Origin of the sequence: Aminobacter sp. MDW-2 (assembly GCF_014250155.1) — a bacterium.
In the GTDB taxonomy this organism is placed as follows: domain Bacteria; phylum Pseudomonadota; class Alphaproteobacteria; order Rhizobiales; family Rhizobiaceae; genus Aminobacter; species Aminobacter ciceronei.
The window spans coordinates 3709016-3728106 of record NZ_CP060197.1 but is presented as its reverse complement, the minus strand read 5'-3'; the positions used below and the strand labels follow the sequence as shown (position 1 = coordinate 3728106).

At 62.6% G+C, this 19091-nt stretch carries 19 protein-coding genes and 1 tRNA gene; 7 read left to right on the top strand and 13 right to left on the bottom strand.

Going from position 1 to position 19091, the window contains the following annotated elements; translation table 11 throughout:
* The first annotated feature begins 30 nt into the window (after window positions 1-30).
* Window positions 31-906: a F510_1955 family glycosylhydrolase gene (locus tag H5P29_RS18435; protein ID WP_154384189.1), complete on the top strand. Its 876-nt coding sequence runs from the start codon at window positions 31-33 to the stop codon at window positions 904-906.
* Window positions 907-1012: 106 nt separating this feature from the next.
* Here H5P29_RS18435 and H5P29_RS18430 read toward each other — a convergent pair whose 3' ends face one another.
* Genes H5P29_RS18430 through gcl form a run of 3 tightly spaced genes read right to left on the bottom strand, consistent with a single transcriptional unit; the run spans window position 1013 to window position 4556 of the window.
* A complete protein-coding gene (locus H5P29_RS18430) occupies window positions 1013-1930 on the bottom strand; it encodes a 2-hydroxy-3-oxopropionate reductase (RefSeq protein ID WP_154384188.1) in 918 nt (305 codons plus the stop codon).
* Between the two features lie 30 nt (window positions 1931-1960).
* Window positions 1961-2758, bottom strand: coding sequence for a 2-oxo-tetronate isomerase (gene otnI, locus H5P29_RS18425; RefSeq protein WP_154384187.1), 798 nt, complete (start codon window positions 2756-2758; stop codon window positions 1961-1963).
* A gap of 16 nt (window positions 2759-2774) precedes the next feature.
* On the bottom strand, window positions 2775-4556 hold the full coding sequence (gene gcl / locus H5P29_RS18420; protein WP_154384186.1) for a glyoxylate carboligase: 1782 nt from the start codon (window positions 4554-4556) through the stop codon (window positions 2775-2777).
* Window positions 4557-4749: 193 nt separating this feature from the next.
* On the opposite strand from gcl, the gene bhcR reads away from it, so the two are divergent.
* A complete protein-coding gene (gene bhcR, locus H5P29_RS18415) occupies window positions 4750-5586 on the top strand; it encodes an HTH-type transcriptional regulator BhcR (RefSeq protein WP_067961840.1) in 837 nt (278 codons plus the stop codon).
* A gap of 54 nt (window positions 5587-5640) precedes the next feature.
* Here the strand turns inward: bhcR and H5P29_RS18410 are convergent, their stop codons facing one another.
* On the bottom strand, window positions 5641-5964 hold the full coding sequence (locus tag H5P29_RS18410; protein ID WP_067961838.1) for a BA14K family protein: 324 nt from the start codon (window positions 5962-5964) through the stop codon (window positions 5641-5643).
* 205 nt (window positions 5965-6169) lie between these two features.
* Between H5P29_RS18410 and H5P29_RS18405 the strand changes: the two genes are divergently transcribed.
* Window positions 6170-6664 (top strand): YbaK/EbsC family protein, encoded by a 495-nt coding sequence (locus H5P29_RS18405; RefSeq protein WP_067961836.1) that lies wholly within the window; start codon window positions 6170-6172, stop codon window positions 6662-6664.
* Window positions 6665-6671: 7 nt separating this feature from the next.
* On the opposite strand, the gene H5P29_RS18400 is transcribed toward H5P29_RS18405, so the two are convergent.
* Window positions 6672-6747: transfer RNA gene (locus H5P29_RS18400), tRNA-Thr, on the bottom strand.
* Between the two features lie 161 nt (window positions 6748-6908).
* Between H5P29_RS18400 and H5P29_RS18395 the strand changes: the two genes are divergently transcribed.
* Entirely contained in the window at window positions 6909-7076 is a 168-nt protein-coding gene (locus H5P29_RS18395) for a hypothetical protein (protein ID WP_165915959.1), read from the top strand.
* Between the two features lie 22 nt (window positions 7077-7098).
* Here the strand turns inward: H5P29_RS18395 and H5P29_RS18390 are convergent, their stop codons facing one another.
* Entirely contained in the window at window positions 7099-7839 is a 741-nt protein-coding gene (locus tag H5P29_RS18390) for a GGDEF domain-containing protein (RefSeq protein ID WP_185910127.1), read from the bottom strand.
* A 237-nt stretch (window positions 7840-8076) separates the two neighbouring features.
* Between H5P29_RS18390 and H5P29_RS18385 the strand changes: the two genes are divergently transcribed.
* The 3 genes from H5P29_RS18385 (at window position 8077) to H5P29_RS18375 (ending at window position 11088) form a co-directional block, all read left to right on the top strand.
* Window positions 8077-8493 (top strand): hypothetical protein, encoded by a 417-nt coding sequence (locus H5P29_RS18385; protein ID WP_067961833.1) that lies wholly within the window; start codon window positions 8077-8079, stop codon window positions 8491-8493.
* Between the two features lie 112 nt (window positions 8494-8605).
* The gene (locus H5P29_RS18380; protein WP_154384185.1) at window positions 8606-9379 is read left to right on the top strand and encodes an NAD kinase; all 774 of its coding nucleotides are present in this window, start codon (window positions 8606-8608) and stop codon (window positions 9377-9379) included.
* 167 nt (window positions 9380-9546) lie between these two features.
* The gene (locus H5P29_RS18375; protein ID WP_185910126.1) at window positions 9547-11088 is read left to right on the top strand and encodes a DEAD/DEAH box helicase; all 1542 of its coding nucleotides are present in this window, start codon (window positions 9547-9549) and stop codon (window positions 11086-11088) included.
* 177 nt (window positions 11089-11265) lie between these two features.
* On the opposite strand, the gene H5P29_RS18370 is transcribed toward H5P29_RS18375, so the two are convergent.
* From H5P29_RS18370 to H5P29_RS18340, 7 genes are all read right to left on the bottom strand, one after another.
* The gene (locus H5P29_RS18370) at window positions 11266-11913 is read right to left on the bottom strand and encodes an OmpA family protein (protein ID WP_067961829.1); all 648 of its coding nucleotides are present in this window, start codon (window positions 11911-11913) and stop codon (window positions 11266-11268) included.
* Between the two features lie 150 nt (window positions 11914-12063).
* Complete coding sequence (locus tag H5P29_RS18365) at window positions 12064-12432, bottom strand: GFA family protein (RefSeq protein WP_154384184.1); 369 nt, start codon at window positions 12430-12432, stop codon at window positions 12064-12066.
* Window positions 12433-12535: 103 nt separating this feature from the next.
* On the bottom strand, window positions 12536-12871 hold the full coding sequence (locus H5P29_RS18360; protein WP_246670690.1) for a hypothetical protein: 336 nt from the start codon (window positions 12869-12871) through the stop codon (window positions 12536-12538).
* Window positions 12872-13004: 133 nt separating this feature from the next.
* A protein-coding gene (prfB, locus tag H5P29_RS18355; protein ID WP_154384183.1) for a peptide chain release factor 2 occupies window positions 13005-14136 on the bottom strand; the annotation gives its coding sequence in 2 pieces (ribosomal slippage) (window positions 13005-14069 and window positions 14071-14136; 1131 coding nt in all).
* A gap of 143 nt (window positions 14137-14279) precedes the next feature.
* Complete coding sequence (locus H5P29_RS18350) at window positions 14280-14750, bottom strand: VOC family protein (RefSeq protein WP_067966506.1); 471 nt, start codon at window positions 14748-14750, stop codon at window positions 14280-14282.
* Window positions 14751-15013: 263 nt separating this feature from the next.
* Window positions 15014-17464, bottom strand: a complete 2451-nt coding sequence (locus H5P29_RS18345) for a penicillin-binding protein 1A (protein WP_067961823.1) — start codon at window positions 17462-17464, stop codon at window positions 15014-15016.
* A 217-nt stretch (window positions 17465-17681) separates the two neighbouring features.
* Entirely contained in the window at window positions 17682-18947 is a 1266-nt protein-coding gene (locus tag H5P29_RS18340; RefSeq protein ID WP_154384182.1) for an N-acetylmuramoyl-L-alanine amidase, read from the bottom strand.
* Between the last annotated feature and the right edge of the window lie 144 nt (window positions 18948-19091).

Genomic DNA, 19091 nt, shown 5'->3' with positions numbered 1-19091 from the left:
GTAGTTTCCATGGCGCAACGGAGTTTCGCCATGGCCTGCCGCCCCCACTTTCTTGCCTTCCTGTCAGTCATTCTTGCGCTCGGCACCGCCCTGCCCGCGACAGCACAGGGTGTGAGCGTGACAGATCTCGCCGGCAAAACGCATATCCACGGCCTCGCCTTCGACCGCGCCGATTCGTCGAGCGTTCTGGTTGCCACCCATCACGGGCTGATGAAGGCGGCGCCCGACGGCACGGTGACGCCGGTGTCGGACAGCCAGGACGACTTCATGGGCTTTACGCCACACCCGGCCGACGCGACGATCCTGTTTGCCAGCGGGCATCCAAAGGGCGGCGGCAATCTCGGCTTCATCAGGTCAGACGATTCGGGAAAAAGTTGGCAGCAGATCGCGCCCGGTGTCGACGGCCCCGTCGATTTCCATCAGTTGGCCGTCAGCCCATCTAATCCGGATGTGCTGTACGGTTCATATGGGGCGATCCAGGCCAGCCATGACGGCGGAAAGAGCTGGACGATCGCAGGCGACGCGCCGGCAAAGCTGATCGATCTCGCGGTCTCGCCAACAAACCCTGATATCGTCTACGCCGCAACCGAAGACGGGCTGATGGTGAGCCGTGACGGCGCGAGAAACTGGCAACAGCTCGCCCTCGGCGGCGCGCCGGTAACCACGGTGGAGCTGGCCGCCGACGGCACGATCTACGCGTTCGCGCCGGGGCGTGGCCTGCTACGTGCCACCGAGGCAGCGCCGGATTTCATGACGGTGGCAGAAGGCCCCGATCCTGCCGGCTACATCCTTCACTTGGCGCTGGATGCACCGGCATCCAACCGTATGGTCGCCGTCACCGGCACCAGCGCCATCGTCGTTTCAAGCGACGCCGGCGCGACATGGTCGGTTCTCGGGAGTAAGTGAAGCGCCCTTGGGAAACGCGGAACGGGCACCAGCGTCGCCGCTGGAGCCCGGTCCTCGACAGTGCTGGGACGATCACGGCGTGGGAACGTTGCGCCGTGGCTCCCCCCTATGCCGCTTTGCCTTTGGTGTCGGCCGCTTCCGAGCCGACCTCGAAATTGGCCATGCGCTCGAGCGCGCGCACCAGCGCCGAATGGTCATCCTTTGCCCCGCCATTGGCAGCGCAGGAGTTGAACAGCTCCTGCGTCATCGAAGTGTTGGGCAGCGAGACGCCAAGCGCCTTGGCGCCCTGAAGCGCCAGGTTGAGGTCCTTCTGGTGCAGTTCGATGCGGAAGCCCGGCGCAAAGGTGCGCTTGACCATGCGGTCACCGTGAACCTCGAGGATGCGCGAGGCGGCCAGGCCGCCCATCAGCGCCTGTCGGACTTTTGCCGGGTCGGCACCCGCCTTGGAGGCGAACACCAGTGCCTCGGCCACCGCTTCGATGGTCAGCGCCACGACGATCTGGTTCGCAACCTTGGTGGTCTGGCCGACACCGTTGGGTCCGACGAGCGTGATGTTCTTGCCCATCTTCTCGAACACCGGGCGGGCGCGCTCGAACGGCTTGTCCTCGCCGCCGACCATGATCGTCAGCGATGCCGCCTTGGCGCCGACCTCGCCGCCCGACACTGGCGCGTCGAGATAGTCGCAGCCGAGCGCGTTGATCTTTTTGGCGAATTCCTTGGTCTCGATCGGCGAGATCGAGCTCATGTCGACCACCAGCTTGCCTTTGGCAAGGCCTGAAGCGACGCCGTTCTCACCGAACAGAACATCAGCCACCTGCGGCGTATCCGGCACCATCAGGATGACGATGTCGGCAGCCTTGGCCAAGGCCTGGTGCCCGGTCACCGCTTTCAGCCCCTTGCCGACCAGTTCGGCCGGCAGCGCGCCACGATGATCGCTGGCGACGACCTCATAGCCGGCGTCGAGCAGGTGACCCGCCATCGGCGCGCCCATGATGCCCAGGCCGACAAATCCGATTTTTTCCATTTCCGTATTCCTTTATTCCAATGGCCGCGCTCAGGCCGCGGCGCTGCCCTTGTCGGCAAATCCGGCAAACCAGCCCAGGCCTTCGACCGTTCCGGCCTTGGGTTTGTATTCGGCGCCGACCCAGCCGGTGTAACCGATGCGGTCGAGGTGCTCGTAGAGGAACGGGTAGTTGATCTCGCCCGTGCCCGGCTCGTGACGTCCCGGATTGTCCGCCAGTTGCACATGCGCGATGCGCGGCAGATTGGCCTCGATGGTGCGGGCGAGATCACCCTCCATGATCTGCATGTGGTAGATGTCGTATTGCAGGAAGAGATTGTCCGAGCCGACCCTGTCGATGATGCCGAGCGCCTGCTTCGTGGTGTTCAGGAAGAAGCCCGGGATGTCCCTGGTGTTGATCGGTTCGATCAGCAGGCGAATACCCGCCGTCTTCAGCTTCTCCGCCGCAAAGGCGAGGTTTTCGACAAAGACGTTTTCCAGCACGTCACGGGCATTGCCCGCCGGCGCGATACCGGCCAGACAGTTCACCTGCTCGCAACCGAGCGCATGCGCATAGCTGATCGCCTTGGCGACGCCCTGGCGGAACTCGTGGATGCGGTCAGGCAGCACGGCGATACCGCGCTCGCCAGCCGCCCAGTCACCGGGCGGCAGGTTAAACAGCGCTTGGGTCAGGCCGTTTTTCTTGAGGCGCGCGGCAACCACGTCGGGCGCATGATCATAAGGCGCGATATATTCGACGGCCTTGAAGCCGGCGCGGGCCGCGGCGTCGAAGCGGTCGAGAAAGTCATGCTCGCCAAAGAGCATCGACAGGTTGGCTGAAAACTTAGGCATTGGTGTTTCCTCAAAATCAGTCGAGCAGGACGATGGCGGTCGGTGCGTCTTCGTTGCTCTCGGCAAGCTCTTCGAACTCGACGACGTTGTCGATCTCGATGCCCATCGAGATGTTGGTGACGCGTTCGAGGATGAACTCGAGGACGACCGGCACCTGGTGCTCCTTCATGAGCTGCTTGGCCTGCTTGAAGGCAGCGGCGAACTCCTCCGGCTTGCGGACGCGGACCGCCTTGCAGCCCATGGCCTCGGCAACCGCGACGTGGTCGACACCATAACCCGCCTCCGGATCGTCGGCGCGGTTGATGTTTTCGAAGGCCAGGCTGACCTCGAAATCCATCTGGAAGCCGCGCTGCGCCTGGCGGATCAGGCCGAGATAGGCGTTGTTCACGACGACATGGATATAGGGCAGCTTGTGCTGGGCGCCGACGGCCAGTTCCTCGATCATGAACTGGAAGTCGTAGTCACCCGACAAGGCAACGATATCGCGGTCCGGATCGGCGGCACGGACGCCGAGTGCTGCCGGCAAGGTCCAGCCGAGCGGGCCGGCCTGGCCGCAATTGATCCAGTTGCGCGGCTTGTAGACGTGCAGGAATTGCGCACCGGCGATCTGCGACAGGCCAATGGTGGTGACATAGGTTGTGTCGCGACCGAACGCCCGGTTCATTTCCTCATAGACGCGCTGCGGCTTGAGCGGCACCTGATCGAAATGGCTCTTGCGCTTCATCGTCTTCCGGCGCGCCTGGCATTCCTCAGCCCAGCCGGACCAGTCGCGCAGCTTACCCGCCGTCTTCCACTCGGTGGCGACATCAAGCAGCATCTTCAGGGCCGCGCCGGCATCCGACGTCACGCCGAGATCTGGCGCAAAGACGCGGCCGATCTGGGTCGGTTCGATGTCGATGTGGACGAACTTGCGGCCGGCCGTGTACTTTTCGACCGAGCCGGTGTGGCGGTTGGCCCAGCGGTTGCCGACGCCAAGAACGAAATCCGAGGCGAGCATGGTCGCATTGCCATAGCGGTGCGAGGTCTGCAGGCCGCACATGCCGGCCATCAGGCGATGATCGTCGGGGATCGAGCCCCAGCCCATCAGGGTGGGAACGACCGGAACCCCGGTGATTTCGGCGAATTCGATGAGCAGGTCCGAGGCATCGGCATTGATGACACCGCCGCCGGCAACGATCAGCGGCTTCTCCGCCTGGTTGAGCATCGACAGCGCCTTCTCGGCCTGGGCCCGCGTCATCGCCGGCTTGTGGATGGCGAGAGGCTCATAGGCGTCGATGTCGAACTCGATCTCGGCGAGCTGGACGTCGACCGGCAGGTCGACCAGAACCGGGCCCGGGCGACCCGAACGCATGAGATAGAAGGCCTTCTGCAGCGCCATCGGAACCAGGTACGGCTCCATGACGGTGACTGCCCACTTGGTCACCGGGGCGGCGATCGCGGCGATGTCGACGGCCTGGAAGTCTTCCTTGTTCAGCCGCGCACGCGGCGCCTGGCCGGTGATGCAGAGTATCGGGATCGAGTCGGCGGATGCCGAATACAGGCCGGTGATCATGTCGGTGCCGGCCGGACCCGACGTACCGATGCACAGGCCGATGTTGCCGGCCTTGGCGCGGGTATAGCCTTCGGCCATGTGCGAGGCGCCCTCGACGTGGCGGGCCAGGACGTGCCGGACGGTACCGCGCGCCTTCAGCGCTGAATAGAACGGGTTGATGGCCGCACCCGGCACACCGAAGGCACACGAGATGCCTTCCTTCTCAAGAACGAGGACCGCTGCATCGACAGCGCGCATCCTGGCCATGGTCTTACCTCCAACTGAAAACTGATGTTGGCTGATCGTGTCATCGACGACCGCATTTTGCAATTTTTTCAAAATATTTTTTCATTAATTGAGATCGACGCTTACCACATGATTTTGCTTCGATTTTCATTTTTCGTTGCATCACTCGCCAATCTGGATGAAAAAGTTTTTTAAAAGGAACTGGAGTGACGCAATGGCAACGATGGAAAAACGACAGCGCGGACGGCCCCGCGCATTCCAACCGGCATCGGACGCAGGATCAGTGCAGTCGCTCGACCGGGCGTTGCGCATCCTCGCCATCGTCGCACACGGTGACGGCCTGTCGCTGAGCGAGATTTCGGCTGCGTCCGACCTTGCCGCCGCGACCGCCTATCGCATGCTGACCACCTTGCAGAACCATGGCATGGTCGAATTCGACAGCGACGGCCAGTTGTGGTCGATCGGGGTCGAGACCTATCGTATGGGGGCAGCCTTCCTGCGCCGGCGCAAGCTCGTAGACCGCGCACGCGCGGTGATGCAGGAGCTCATGGAAAAAACCGGGGAAACCGCCAATCTCGGCGTCGCCGAAGACGATTGCGTGGTCTTCGTCAGCCAGGTCGAGACACATCAGGCGATCCGCGCCTTCTTCCGGCCGGGCACGCGCAGCCCCTTCCATGCCTCGGGCATCGGCAAGGCAGTGCTTGCCCATCTCGACCGCGAGCGGGTCAATGCCATCGTGCGCAAGGCCGGGCTCGACGCCTATACGGAAAGGACACTGTCTGAACCGGCGCTGCTTGCCCGCGATCTCGAGAAGATCCGCAGCCGCGGCTGGTCTGTCGACGACGAAGAACGTTATCCCGGCATGCGCTGCATCGCTGCCGCGGTGTTCAACGAATTCGGCGAACCCATTGGCGGCGTTTCGGTTTCCGGGCCGACGGTGCGCGTGACCTCGGAACGTCTCGGCGAAATCGGCCCGATCGTCCGCGACGCAGCAGCAGAACTGACCAGGATGATCGGCGGCTCGCCCGAAGGCACGGTGCCGGGTCTCTGAAAGCGCCTGGTGGGAGAAGGGTTGCCCCTCTCCCACAATGCAATCTGGTTCCGACTACAGGCGGCAGTAGCGCAGGCGGCCGTCATAGCCGACATAGGTGTCGGTGCGCGGATCGTAGCTGCGGTAGCGCGCGAAGCAGCGTTGGACGTGGCTGTCGTAAGGGTCGACCGGGTAATAGGCGTCGTAATAGGGTCCAGGCGCCGGGCGGTGGCCGCCGGCAATGATCGCCCCGGCGATGAAACCGCCGGCGCCGGCAAGGGCTGCAGCCTCGGCGCGGGTCAGGCCACCGGCAGACGACTGCTGGACGGTGCCGATGAGGCCGGTTGCGACGACGGTGGCTGCGATAAGGCCCGAAATCATCTTGCTCTTGAAAGACATGGTGCTCTCCTTCGGTTGATCTGGGAGGCGTTTCTCCGCCTCATGCCAGTCAGTCGTGGCCAGCACCCAAAAGGTTCACGACCCCCGAGAATCTTTTTTGCGGATAGTTCAAAACGCCGATCCGCGTCAGCCATCGCCTTAACTTGACAGCGGCGTGACAACGGCTGAAGTCACCTCATTCGCAATGACCAGCGCTGGAACGATCATGAGCCTGCAATCCGTGAAAGCCTTCTTCGCCGAAAACGCCCCTGACATCGACGTCATCGAGACACAGACAAGCTCGGCAACCGTGGCGCTGGCGGCCGAGGCGCACGGCGTCGAGCCCGCCCAGATTGCCAAGACCATCTGCATGCGCGTCGGCGAGCGGGTGGTCCTTGTCGTCGCGCGCGGCGATGCACGCATCGACAACCGCAAATGCCGCGACGCCTTTGGCGCCAAGCCGCGCATGCTGGACGTCGAGCAGGTGGCGGAATTGACCGGACATCCCGTCGGAGGCGTCTGCCCGTTCGGCCTGGCAACACCGCTCAAGATCTATTGCGACGTATCGCTGCGTGCCTATGACGAAGTCGTGCCGGCGGCCGGCGCCACCAACGCCGCAGTGCGAATCGGCGTCGAGCGCATGGCAACGCTCGTCAGCGCCGAATGGTGCGACATCTGCCAGGACGCCGTCGCCAAGACGGATGCGGAAGCTGCTGAGTAAGAAGAACTGGTGCCCCCGGCAGGAATCGAACCCGCGACCTTCGGTTTACAAAACCGCTGCTCTACCAGCTGAGCTACAAGGGCAATTCGCCCCGGTTAGCATATTTTGCGGTCCAGTAAAGACAATTTCGGGCGAGCCGCGCGGCATCCCCAGATGCGCACAGGCCCCGCGCCCTAAAACTGAAGCCTCGCGCCCACTATATCCAGATCGCAGGCAGCATGAACGCCGGCGCTGGAGGTGATGGATGATCAGGTTCGTGATTATTGCCGTGGTGGTGATTGTCGCGTGGCTGCTTTTGCTCAAGCTTTTCCGCCAGATGAAAGAGGCGCGGGTCGACTGGACCGGAATCGCCACGATTATCGGCTTTATCGTGCTCGCCATCTACCTGCACTATGTCACCGGCATCGGCTGACCCTGGCCCCCGCAAGACGGCCTCAGACAACCGGCACCACCGGACTGGCAAACACCACACGATTGCGCCCCTGTTCCTTGGCCTCATAGAGGCAGCGGTCGGCAAGGCGCATGAGCTGCGATGTTGGTTGCTGCCCAGCGGATACGACCGCACCGATGCTGACCGTCAGGCGATGCGGGCGGCCTTCCACCGGATAGAATGCAAGCCGCTCGACCTCGACGCGGATCCGCTCGGCGACAGCGGCCGCCTCATCCGGACCTGTGGTTGGCAGGAAGGCGCAGAACTCCTCACCGCCGACACGCCCGACCAGGTCGTTTTCGCGGATCGCCGAACGTAGCGCCTTCGAGATCAGCTTGAGCGCCTCGTCGCCGACGAGGTGGCCAAAGGTGTCGTTGATGCTCTTGAAATTGTCGGCGTCGATCAGAAGCAGCGCGCCGGAATCGCATTTGCGCCTGGCTTGTTTCGATTTCTCGAAAAATGCCTCGCGCTTCAGCAGCCCGGTCATGTGGTCGTGCGTTGCTTTTGCCTTCAACTGCATGTGGGCTTGCGACAGTTCGGCAAGCGCACGGCTGAGTTTCTCGTTCTGCCAGAAGATCAGGAATGCCGCAGGAAACGCCGTCAGCACCGGCAGGATCGAATTCATAGCAAAGACGAACGCCGTGAAGGACTGGCCGGCTGAATGACGGATCGAAAACGAAACGACCTGGGTCACGAGGATGACTGCGATGGTGACCAGGCTGGCCTTGAACGTGATCTTCCACACGACGATCCCCTTCCATGTCCGGGTCCGAATGCAGAGCTGGATAGCGAGCGAAGCTTAACGCTTTGCGATCCGGCCATGGATGTATCTCGCTGACGGAATGCGTAAGTGGTGTGAGCCCCGTGGAAATGTACGCCTGCCTCCGGCACAGTCTTTGTCGAGGCGGATACTTGACCTTCCCGAGGCCGAAGGCGGAATGTAGGCCCGAACGACATCGAATCCCCGTCCATGGAGTAGCAAATGCTAAAGCAAGTCTTGGTCGCCTCTGCCCTGGCGGCGATCACCGTTTCCGTAGCTCAGGCACAGACATGCGAAAAGAACTTCAAGGTCAGCGGCATTCCGCTGGTTACGGCGGTTTCCTTCAAAAGCTCGCAGTCGTTTCCCAAGGTCAAACAGGCGCAGGCCCTGAAGCGCCTCGCCCAGGCAATCGCCGCCGAGGGCTTCTCCGGCATCACGGTCAACAAGGAACTCGGGGCGATCGACGCCTATCAAGACACTTCGGGCAGCGGCCGGCTGCAGACATTGCGTGTTGTGGCTCGAAGCCAGGGCGGCGGCACCCTGGTCAACGCCGTGTTCGACATCCAGCCGGGCCAGGTGACCACCAACGACGTTGTCCGCACCGGCATGTGCTCGATCATCCGCTCGGCCGGCGGTTGAGCTCCGGCTCGAGGCGAGCGCAGGTCGGCTGGCTCCCTTTGCTTTGGCAAATCAGCGTGCTACCCCGTTGCCGGCGGCCGGCATCGGCGTTCGGACCGCCGGCAGGGAGCACATGGACGCCAAGTCGCTGACATTTTCGTTCGCATCGTCAGGCACGGCGGAGGCGGATGCCGCAGCCAAGCGGCTTGCCCAGCGCTATGGCCAGATTCCTCATGAACAGGCCGACATTGTCGTCGCGCTGGGCGGCGACGGTTTTCTGCTCCAGACGCTGCGTGAGACGATGAGCACCGGCAAGCGGGTCTACGGCATGAACCGTGGCACCGTCGGTTTCCTGATGAACGAATACCGCGAAGGCGCCCTGCCCGAGCGCCTTGCGGCTGCGGTGCCCGAAACCATCCGGCCGCTGGAAATGATGACCGTCGACGACACCGGCACGTCAAGGGAAGCGCTGGCGATCAACGAGGTTTCGCTGCTGCGCCAATCCTACCAGGCAGCCCGGCTGCGCATTTCGGTCGACGGCAAGGTCAGGCTGGACGAGTTGATTTGCGACGGCGTCATGGTGGCGACGCCGGCAGGGTCCACTGCCTACAATCTGTCGGCCCACGGCCCTATCCTGCCGCTCGATGCGCCGCTGCTGGCCCTGACCCCGGTCAGCCCGTTCCGACCCAGACGCTGGCGCGGTGCGTTGCTGCCCAAGACGGCGGTTGTTCGCTTCGACATTCTGGAAGAGCAAAAGCGGCCGGTGAACGCAGTTGCCGACCATACCGAGGTCAAGTCTGTGGTTTCAGTGGAAGTTCGGGAATCCGCTGTGCACACCGCGACGCTGCTGTTCGACCCGGGCCATTCCTGGAGCGAACGCATCCTGGCCGAGCAATTCAAATACTGACCATTGGGCCACAGCTGGAAGTATTCAGCTGCAATCGCCACGTGTGTGCCAGTTTGAGTTGACAAATCGCGCACTTACGCCTATCGCGTTGCGGCATATTGCAGGCGGTTTGCGCCTGTCGTGGCCAGCGTGCCGCGCCCTTGAACGAGCAAAGACAGCCAACACACTTGTCCGAAGACACTCAGACCGCTCCAGAAGCGTTGACCTTCGCAGACCTCGGCCTTTCGCCGAAGGTCCTTTCCGCAGTCACCGACGCGGGCTACACTCAGCCCACGCCGATCCAGGCAGGCGCGATTCCGCACGCGCTGCAGGGCAAGGACGTTCTCGGCATCGCCCAGACAGGCACCGGCAAGACGGCTTCGTTCGTGCTGCCGATGCTGACGCGCCTCGAAAAGGGCCGCGCCCGTGCGCGCATGCCACGCACTCTGATCCTTGAGCCGACGCGTGAACTCGCGGCGCAGGTCGAGGAGAACTTCGTCAAGTACGGCAAGAACCACCGGCTGAACATCGCGCTGCTGATCGGCGGCGTGTCGTTCGACGAGCAGGAAAAGAAGCTCGAGCGCGGCGCCGACGTCCTGATCGCCACGCCCGGCCGCATGCTCGACCATTTCGAGCGCGGCAAGCTGCTGCTGACCGGCGTCGAGATTCTCGTCATCGACGAGGCCGACCGCATGCTCGACATGGGCTTCATCCCCGACATCGAGCGCATCTGCAAGCTGATCCCGTTCACGCGCCAGACGCTGTTCTTCTCGGCGACGATGCCGCCTGAAATCACCAAGCTCACCGAGCAGTTCCTGCATGCGCCGGTGCGTGTCGAGGTTGCCAAGGCGGCCTCTACCGCCGTCAACATCACCCAGCGCCTTGCCAAATCCGGCCCCAAGCCCTGGGACAAGCGCGAGACCCTGCGCCGCCTGATCAAGGCGGAAGGCGACGAGATCAAGAACGCGATCATCTTCTGCAACCGCAAGGTCGATGTCTCGGAATTGTTCCGCTCGCTGGTCAAGCACGACTTCGATGCCGGCGCGCTGCATGGCGACATGGACCAGCGAGCGCGCATGACCATGCTGTCCAATTTCCGCGACGGCAAACTGCGCCTTCTCGTAGCGTCGGACGTTGCCGCGCGCGGCCTCGACATCCCTGATGTCAGCCACGTCTTCAATTACGACGTGCCGATCCATGCAGAGGACTATGTCCACCGCATCGGCCGTACCGGTCGCGCCGGACGCTCGGGCAAGTCGTTCACCATCGCGACGCGTTCCGACACCAAATATGTCGACGCCATCGAAAAACTGATCGGCAACAAGATCGAATGGCACGACGGTGACCTGTCGACTGTCGTTGCCAGCGAAGGCGACGACGAGGCTCCGCGCCGCGGCCGTGGCGCGCCACGTCGCGCCGGCGGCAAGGACAAGCCAGGCCGCGAGCGCGACCGCAGGCCGCGTGACGAGTCACCGGTTGTCGAGGCTGCCGCCATCGTGGCAGCCGAAGCGCCTGCAGACAACGTCGTTGCCGACATCAACGAGCGCCGTGAACGCAAGGAAGCGATCAGGAACGGCAATGCCGATCGCAAACACCGCGAGCACGAGGACCGGCCGCGACGCGACGATCATCGTGGCAATCGCCGCCATCAGCGCGAGGAAGAAGACGACCGCACTGTCGGCTTCGGCGACGACATGCCAGCCTTCATGCTCATCGCGACAAACATCTGAGCGACATGACGCTCCAGAAAATGGCCCCAAACGGGGCCATTTTCTTTTGCTGCTACACCCATCCTGATGTCGTTCAGTCGAGACGGTTTCGTCAGCGCGCCATGTTTTTCGCACCGGCGCTCAATGAAAAACGGCCCCGTAAGGGGCCGTCTCTTTCATGAGTTGTCCGGTCGCAGCTCAGGTGAGCGGCGACAACTGAATCTCGACGCGGCGGTTTTGCGCGCGGCCTTCCGAAGTCGCGTTGGACGCAATCGGGCGAGTCGCACCAAAACCGGTAACGGCAAAGCGCCTGGAATCGACGCCCTGGGCACCAAGGTAGTTGGCGACCGACAACGCGCGACGCTGTGACAGGTCGAAATTGTGCTGGTCGCCGCCGGTCGAATCGGTATGACCGAACACGTCGACGGTGGTCTGGTTGAACTTCTTGAGCACCAGCGCCACCGAGTTCAGCGTGTTGTAGAAGCCGGCCTTCACCGCGTCCTGGTCGGTGGCAAAGGTGATGTTCGACGGCATGTTCAGGATGATCTGGTCGCCGGCGCGGGTGACGCTGACGCCGCTGCCCTGCAGCTGGGCACGCAGCTCGGATTCTTGCCGGTCCATGTAGCCGCCGGCGAGACCACCGGCGAGAGCGCCGACACCAGCACCGATCAGCGCATTGCGGCGGTCATTGCCGCCGGCGAGCAGACCAAGGCCGGCGCCGGCGAGTGCGCCGATACCAGCGCCTGCAGCGGCGTTCGAAACCTTCTGCTGACCGGTATAAGGATCGGTCGTGCACGCACCGACAAGCATACTGCCAGCCAGCGCGAAAATCACTGTCTTCTTCATCAGGATGTGTCCCTCTCCGTACCGCGAAACGCGTCGGGCGTTCCGCGCAAAGCCCTTCACCGGCCTTGTAGCATGAAATACGGCGAAAAACGGAACGGAAGCAGTGGCAAATGGGCAAACTCGGACCTGACTGCAGGACAAATTGGTCGGCTACCAGAGGTTCTTGCCGTCGAGCACGACGACTTCGATCCGATCGAGGTCGAAATCATCGAAAAGGCGCGCATTGACGCTGACCTTGGGATTGTCGAAGTCGGCTTCGCCGGTCGACCAGTCAGGCGTCTCGGTGAAGGTACCGCAGCCGCAGCTGGCGCAGAAACCATGCTTCACCACACTCGAATCGCGCGCGTAGATCGAGACGTTTTCGGGCGGACTGGTCAGCTTGAACTTGGCAGGCACGTAATAGGCCCAAAGCGCACCACGCTTGGAGCAGAACGTGCAGGTGCAGAAGGTCACCGTCTCTGGCACCTCCGTTACCTCAAACATGGTCGCCTTGCAGTGACAGCTGCCCTTGATCACCATCCTGGTCTTCCTCGCATGTCGTTTTGAGTCGCTTTCCTGCGACGGCGCACCATAGCGAGACGCTGCTGACACGCTGGTGTCAGCAGAACGGCTGTCAGGATTGTCAGTAGGACTTCGGCGGCACGAACAGGCAGATGGTTTTGCTGTCATTGGCACCCGCGACGGAGCACCAATGATATTGGCCATCAGGCGATTCGTGGATCCGTGCATCCTGGTAGGTCACCACCTCGCCAGTGCCCTCGATGACATAGCCTTGTGGCCGCTCGCTTATCGCCTGCTTCGGCACCTCACGGCAGTCGTAGCCGGAACAGCAAGCGAAGGGATAAGTCCAGCCTTTCGGCGCGTCGTGGGATAGAGCGAGCGGCGTGCTGAGCGAAATCAGCGCGAGCGTGGACAGTGCAAGGATGTATCGGCGCAAACGGAGGTTTTCTGGACGCATAGCGTCATCCCCTGAGATTACCTCCCAAGCGAATCCTGCTCCCGCACGCTTAACGAAATCCTACCTGAAATGTTCCGTCGAGGGGCAACCCGGTCATCACGCTTTAGCGATGACAGGGTGATGCCGGAAAGGGCTAGTCCAGATCGGCAACCGCCTGCCCTGCCCCGCCTTCGATGCGCTGCGACAGCGACGCTTCCATGAAGTCGTCGAGGTCGCCGTCGAGGACGTCGGACGGGCTGGTGCTTTCGACGCCGGTGCGCAGATCCTTCACCAGCTGATAAGGCTGGAGCACGTAGGAGCGGATCTGGTGACCCCAGCCGATGTCGGTCTTGGCCGATTCCGTTGCGTTGGCGATGGCTTCGCGCTTCTTCAGCTCTTCCTCATAGAGGCGCGAGCGCAACATTTCCCAGGCCTTGGCCTTGTTCTTGTGCTGCGAACGTTCGGCCTGGCAGGCAACAGCGATGCCGGTGGCGATGTGTGTGATGCGCACCGCCGAGTCGGTGGTGTTGACGTGCTGGCCGCCGGCGCCCGACGAACGGTAGGTGTCGATGCGCACATCCGATTCCGAGACGTCGATCTCGATCGAATCGTCGACCACCGGGTAGACCCAGATGCTCGAGAACGAAGTGTGGCGGCGCGCATTGCTGTCATAGGGCGAAATGCGGACCAGGCGGTGGACGCCCGATTCCGTCTTCAGCCAGCCATAGGCGTTGTGGCCCTTGATCAGCAGCGTGGCAGACTTGATGCCGGCCTCTTCGCCGTCATGGACTTCCAGTACCTCGACCTTGAACCGGCGACGTTCTGCCCAGCGCGTGTACATGCGCAAGAGCATGTTGGCCCAGTCCTGGCTCTCGGTGCCGCCGGCACCAGCGTGCACTTCGAGATAGGTGTCGTTCTGGTCAGCTTCGCCCGACAGCAGCGACTCGATCTGGCGCGCCCGGATCTCGCCGGCCAGCGAACGGATGGCGGTTTCCGCTTCGCTGATGATGTCAGCGTCGCCTTCTTCCTCGCCCATCTCGATCAGGCCGATATTGTCGTCCAGCGCCTGGCTCAGGCCCTTGATGGCCTTGATGTTGTCGTCGAGCGACTGGCGCTCGCGCATCAGCTTCTGGGCTTCCTGCGGGTCGTTCCAGAGGTTGCCGTCCTCTGCCCGCATGTTCAGGTAATCAAGTCGTTTTACCGCTTGATCCCAGTCAAAGATGCCTCCTCAGCAGGGTTATCGCCTGCCTGATTTCGTCGACAATGTTCTGCGTTTCCGCGCGCATGGAGATTGCTTCTTTTTGCTTGTTTCGCGCCCGAAGGCGGCTGTTGAATCCGCGCGGAACATAGGGATGAGGTCGTCCCCTGTAAAGCAAAATGGGCAGGCGCCTTCAGCTCTGCCCATCCGCCATGTCACTGCGTCGATCACCTAGCCGGCATAGGCCGCTTCAAGCCTGGCGACGTCGATCTTGGTCATTTGCAGCATCGCCTGCATGACCCTGGCAGCCCTGGCGCCATCGGGGTCGCCCAGCAAGCGCGGCAATGCCTCGGGGATGACCTGCCACGAAAGCCCGAATTTGTCCTTCAACCAGCCACACTGACCCGGCTGGCCGCCCTCGGACAGCTTGTGCCAGAAATGGTCGACCTCGGCCTGGTCCTTGCAGTCGATGCTCATCGAGATCGCTTCGGTGAACTTGAACATCGGACCGCCGTTCAGCGCGGTGAACTGCAGTCCTTCGAGCTCGAACTCGGCCACCATGACACTGCCGGCAGGCCCGGGACCAGCCTCGCCATAGCGGGTCATCTTGCCGACCTTGGAGTTGCGGAAAACCGACGTGTAGAACGTCACCGCCTCTTCAGCCTGGTTGTCGAACCACAGGAAAGGGCTGATCTTCTGCATCATCTTCTCCTCACTGAATTTGCAATTGTCTCGCCGTTTCCGGCCGGCTGTCGCGTCCGACACCTCGACAGAGCAGGTTCCGGCAGGGCTTCGGACCGCTCGCGTTCCCGCATGACGTCAGGCTCGAACAGCATTCTATAACTAAAAGGATATATAACTATTTGGATATTATCAAGCGAGGCTACAAACAAAATGCGCGCGGCCAAGCCACGCGCATTTGTCGGTTCCCTTCGATGTGCCAGCTGATGTCGGCCGATCGGTGCCTAATAGAGGCCGCCGCCGCCTTCGCTGATGGCCTTGCTGGCCTGCGGCGACAGCGCTTCGCCGTAGCCATTGGTGCCGTCTTCGCCCATGCCGATGACCCAGTAGCTGTCGGCAGGTCCGGTGCCCGGCTTGAAGGCCTCCATGATGGTGCCCGGCGCGCCCTCGGCTGCCTGCATGCCGGTCTTGCGATCGATCGAGATCAGCTTCATGCCGGCTGGAACGACGAAGTCGCTCTTGGGCGTGCCGTCGAGTGCCGTCGTCATGAAATCCTTGAACACCGGCGCGGCAAGGCCGCCACCCGTGGTGCCCTTGCCGAGCCCCTGCGGCTTGTCATAGCCCATATACAGTCCGACAACGAGGTTCGGCGTATAGCCGACGAACCAGGCGTCCTTCTCGTCGTTGGTCGTTCCGGTCTTGCCGGCGATCGGACGATTGAGCGACAGCAGCGTCGTTGCGGTACCACGCAGGACAACGCCCTCCAGCATCGAGGTGATCTGGTAGGCGGTCATCGGGTCGAGCACCTGTTCGGAATTGTCGACAAGTTCCGGCTCGGGCTGATTGGCCCATTCCGTGGCGACGCATCCCTCGCAGCCGCGCTCATCATGCTTGAACACGGTCTTGCCGTAGCGGTCCTGAATGCGGTCGATCAGCGACGGCTTGATCTGGCGGCCGCCATTGGCCATCACGGCATAGGCCGAAACCATGCGCATGACGGTGGTTTCGCCCGCACCCAGCGCCATCGGCAGATAGGGCGCCAGCTTGTCGTAGACACCGAAGCGCTCGGCGTATTCGGCAACCGTCTTCATACCCATGTCATTGGCGAGGCGCACCGTCATCAGGTTGCGCGAGCGCTCGATGCCGGCGCGCAGGGTCGACGGGCCAGCCGCCTTGCCGTCATAGTTCTTCGGCGACCAGCTGGTATTGCCCGACTGGATGGTGATCGGGCCGTCCATGATCACCGAGGCCGGCGTGTAACCGTTGTCGAGTGCTGCCGCGTAGACGAACGGCTTGAAGGCCGAACCTGGCTGGCGCATCGCCTGGGTCGCGCGGTTGAACTCGGACTGCGAATAGGAGAAGCCGCCGACCATGGCGAGCACGCGGCCGGTGTGCGGGTCCATGGCGACGAGGCCGCCCGACACCTCCGGCACCTGGCGCAACGCGTAGCTGTCGCCTTCGTTCTTCTCGACATAGATGACGTCGCCGGCCTTCAGCACTTCGGAGGGCGAGTTGGCCTTCACGCGCTTTCCGTCGGCGACGTAGCGCATGGCAAAGCTCATGTCGTCTTTCGAAACGGTGCTCGTCTCGCGCTCCTTGGACAGCGCGCCTGATATCTCGCGCTTGGGCTGCAAGCCGATATCGAGGCCCGTCTTCGTGGCGTCGAGCACCACGGCGAGACGCCATTCCGGAATGTCGTCCAGCGCCTTTACCTCGCCGAGCGCCGTGCCCCAGTCAGCAGATATGTCGATGCTCTTGACCGGGCCGCGATAGCCGCGCAGGCGATCATATTTCTCCAGGCCCGACTGCATGGCCTTGCGTGCCATGGCCTGCAGTTTCGGATCAAGCGTGGTGCGGACAGACAGGCCGCCTTCATAGAGCGCGTCCTGGCCGTAGCGCGCGATCAGCTCGCGGCGCACTTCCTCGGTGAAGTATTCGCCGGCGAAGACATAGGTGCCGGTCCGGCGCGGCGTCACGCCAAGCGGCGAGGCCTTGGCCTTGTCGCCTTCTTCGCGCGACACGTAGCCGTTGGCGACCATCTGGTCGACCACCCAGTTGCGGCGCTCGATGGCACGGTCGGCATATTTGAACGGGTGATAGTTCGACGGGCCCTTCGGCAGCGCGGCGAGATAGGCGGCTTCAGCGACGGTCAGCTCGTTGACCGACTTGTCGAAATAGGTCAGCGCGGCACCCGCGATGCCGTAGGCACCGAGCCCGAAGAATATCTCGTTGACGTAAAGTTCGAGGATGCGGTCCTTCGAGTAGGCCTGCTCGATGCGGAAGGCCAGCACCATTTCCTTGATCTTGCGCTCGTAGGTCTGGTCCGAGCTCAGGAGGAAGTTCTTGGCGACCTGCTGGGTGATGGTCGACGCACCGACCTGGCGGCGGCCGGAACCGAAATTCTGGAAGTTGGTCAGCACGGCGCGGCCAAGGCCGGTCACGTCAATGCCGGGGTGATTGTAGAAGTTCTTGTCCTCGGCCGACAGGAACGCCGCCTTGACGCGATCAGGCACGGCCTGGATCGGCAGGTAGAGCCGGCGCTCACGCGCGAATTCGCCCATCAGCGCGCCGTCCGAAGCGTGCACACGCGTCGTCACCGGCGGCTCGTATTTGGCGAGCACCTCGTAGTCGGGAAGCTCCTTGGTCAGCTGGCCGAGATAGATCGCCACGCCAGCTGCGACGACGAGCGCAAGCGTCGTGCCGATGCCGAAGAAATAGCCGATAAGACGAATCATGCCCGCTCCAGTACAAGGTCCGGGGATTCCCTAAACCAACCCGCCATCATCGCAAGCCGCAGGTACTGTCCCGATCCGCTAACGGCCACCCATGTCGCGCGGTTGTGGACAAAATACGGCAACAGCCCGCAAGCGCCAAATATTCTGGCCGAAAACACTAGAAATGCCCGTTCCGCCGCTTGCCGGCAATGCCAGCAAGCATGCCAGGCAAGTCGACTCAGCCGCCGGTTGCGCCGCGCTCGGCAACAAAGGCTGCCACCGCCTTGGAAATGCTCGTCGCGGCCTTCTCGCGCCAGTCGGCGCTGCGCAACTGCTCTTCGTCCTGCGGATTGGAGAGATAGCCGAGCTCGACGAGGACCGACGGCACATCAGGCGCCTTCAGCACCCGGAAGCCGGCCGAACGATGCGGGTTGTTGATCATGCCGACCGTCGGCGACAGCTCACCGACCAACGAGCGCGCGAAACGCGTCGAAAAGCCATGCGTCTCGCGCCGGATCAGATCGACAAGAATGTCGGATACCGCGTGGTCTTCTTCGGCGACATCGACGCCAGCCAGTTGGTCGGAGAGGTTTTCGCGATCAGCCAGTGCCTGCGCGTCGGCGTCGGAGGCCTTGTCCGAGACGGTGTAGACGGTGGCACCTCGGATACCCTTGAGCCGGATCGTGTCGGCATGGATCGAAATGAACAGGTCGGCTTCCTGCTGACGCGCGATGCGAACACGGTCGTCGAGGCGGAGAAACTCGTCACCCTCGCGGGTCAGGACGACCTTGTAGGCCTTGTTGGCGGCGAGCTTGGCCTGCAGCTCCTTGGCGAAGGCGAGCGTGACCGTCTTCTCGACAGTGCCATTCAGGCCTTCGGCGCCACCGTCGATGCCGCCGTGGCCAGGATCGAGCACGATGGTGAACGGGCGGTCGCCGCGATGCGCGATCTTGCCGAGCCTGTCGGTCTTGGGTGTCGTCGAACCTGTCGTTTCAGCCTGGATGGCCAGCGCGGCATCGAACTCGCGCTCCGAGGCGGCGGCGATGTCGGCAACCAGGCGATAACCCGATCCGTCTTCATTCTTGAGAATGTCGACCTTCTCGACGTTGAACGGCCCCTTCGAGGTCACGATCAACCGCGAGGCGCCCTCGCCCGCGGCGCCATAACGCACGCTTTTGATGAGACCGCGCGGCTTCAAGTCCCTGGCGTCGATCGCGAGCGTCGCACCAGGAAGATCAACGACAAGTCGATGCGGGCTACGCAGCAAGAACCACTTCGGTTCGGGTTCCTTGTCGAAATTCATGACGATGCGCATATGAGTCGCGTCACCCGCCATCTTGTAGTCGAGCGTCCTGATCGTGTCGGCGGCGATTACCGGCTGGCAAAAGATGCCGGCAAAGATGGTGAGGAACGCCAAAGCCGCGAACACGATGCGGCGAACCGCGCCGCCGAGCTGAGTGCCCCCGAACGGGAAGCTCTTGCCAGTCAATGCCGCAGGCCCCATCTCAGTCTTGCCGCTCCAAAAGCAGGCGTGCAGTCATTGCACGCCGTTACCATTCGCAGGCCGAACAGGCGGCCCCTCGATTAACGAGTGGTAACCAGAGAAGGTTAACCGAGTCTTTGTCGGAATGCTCCCCCCGACGTCGCC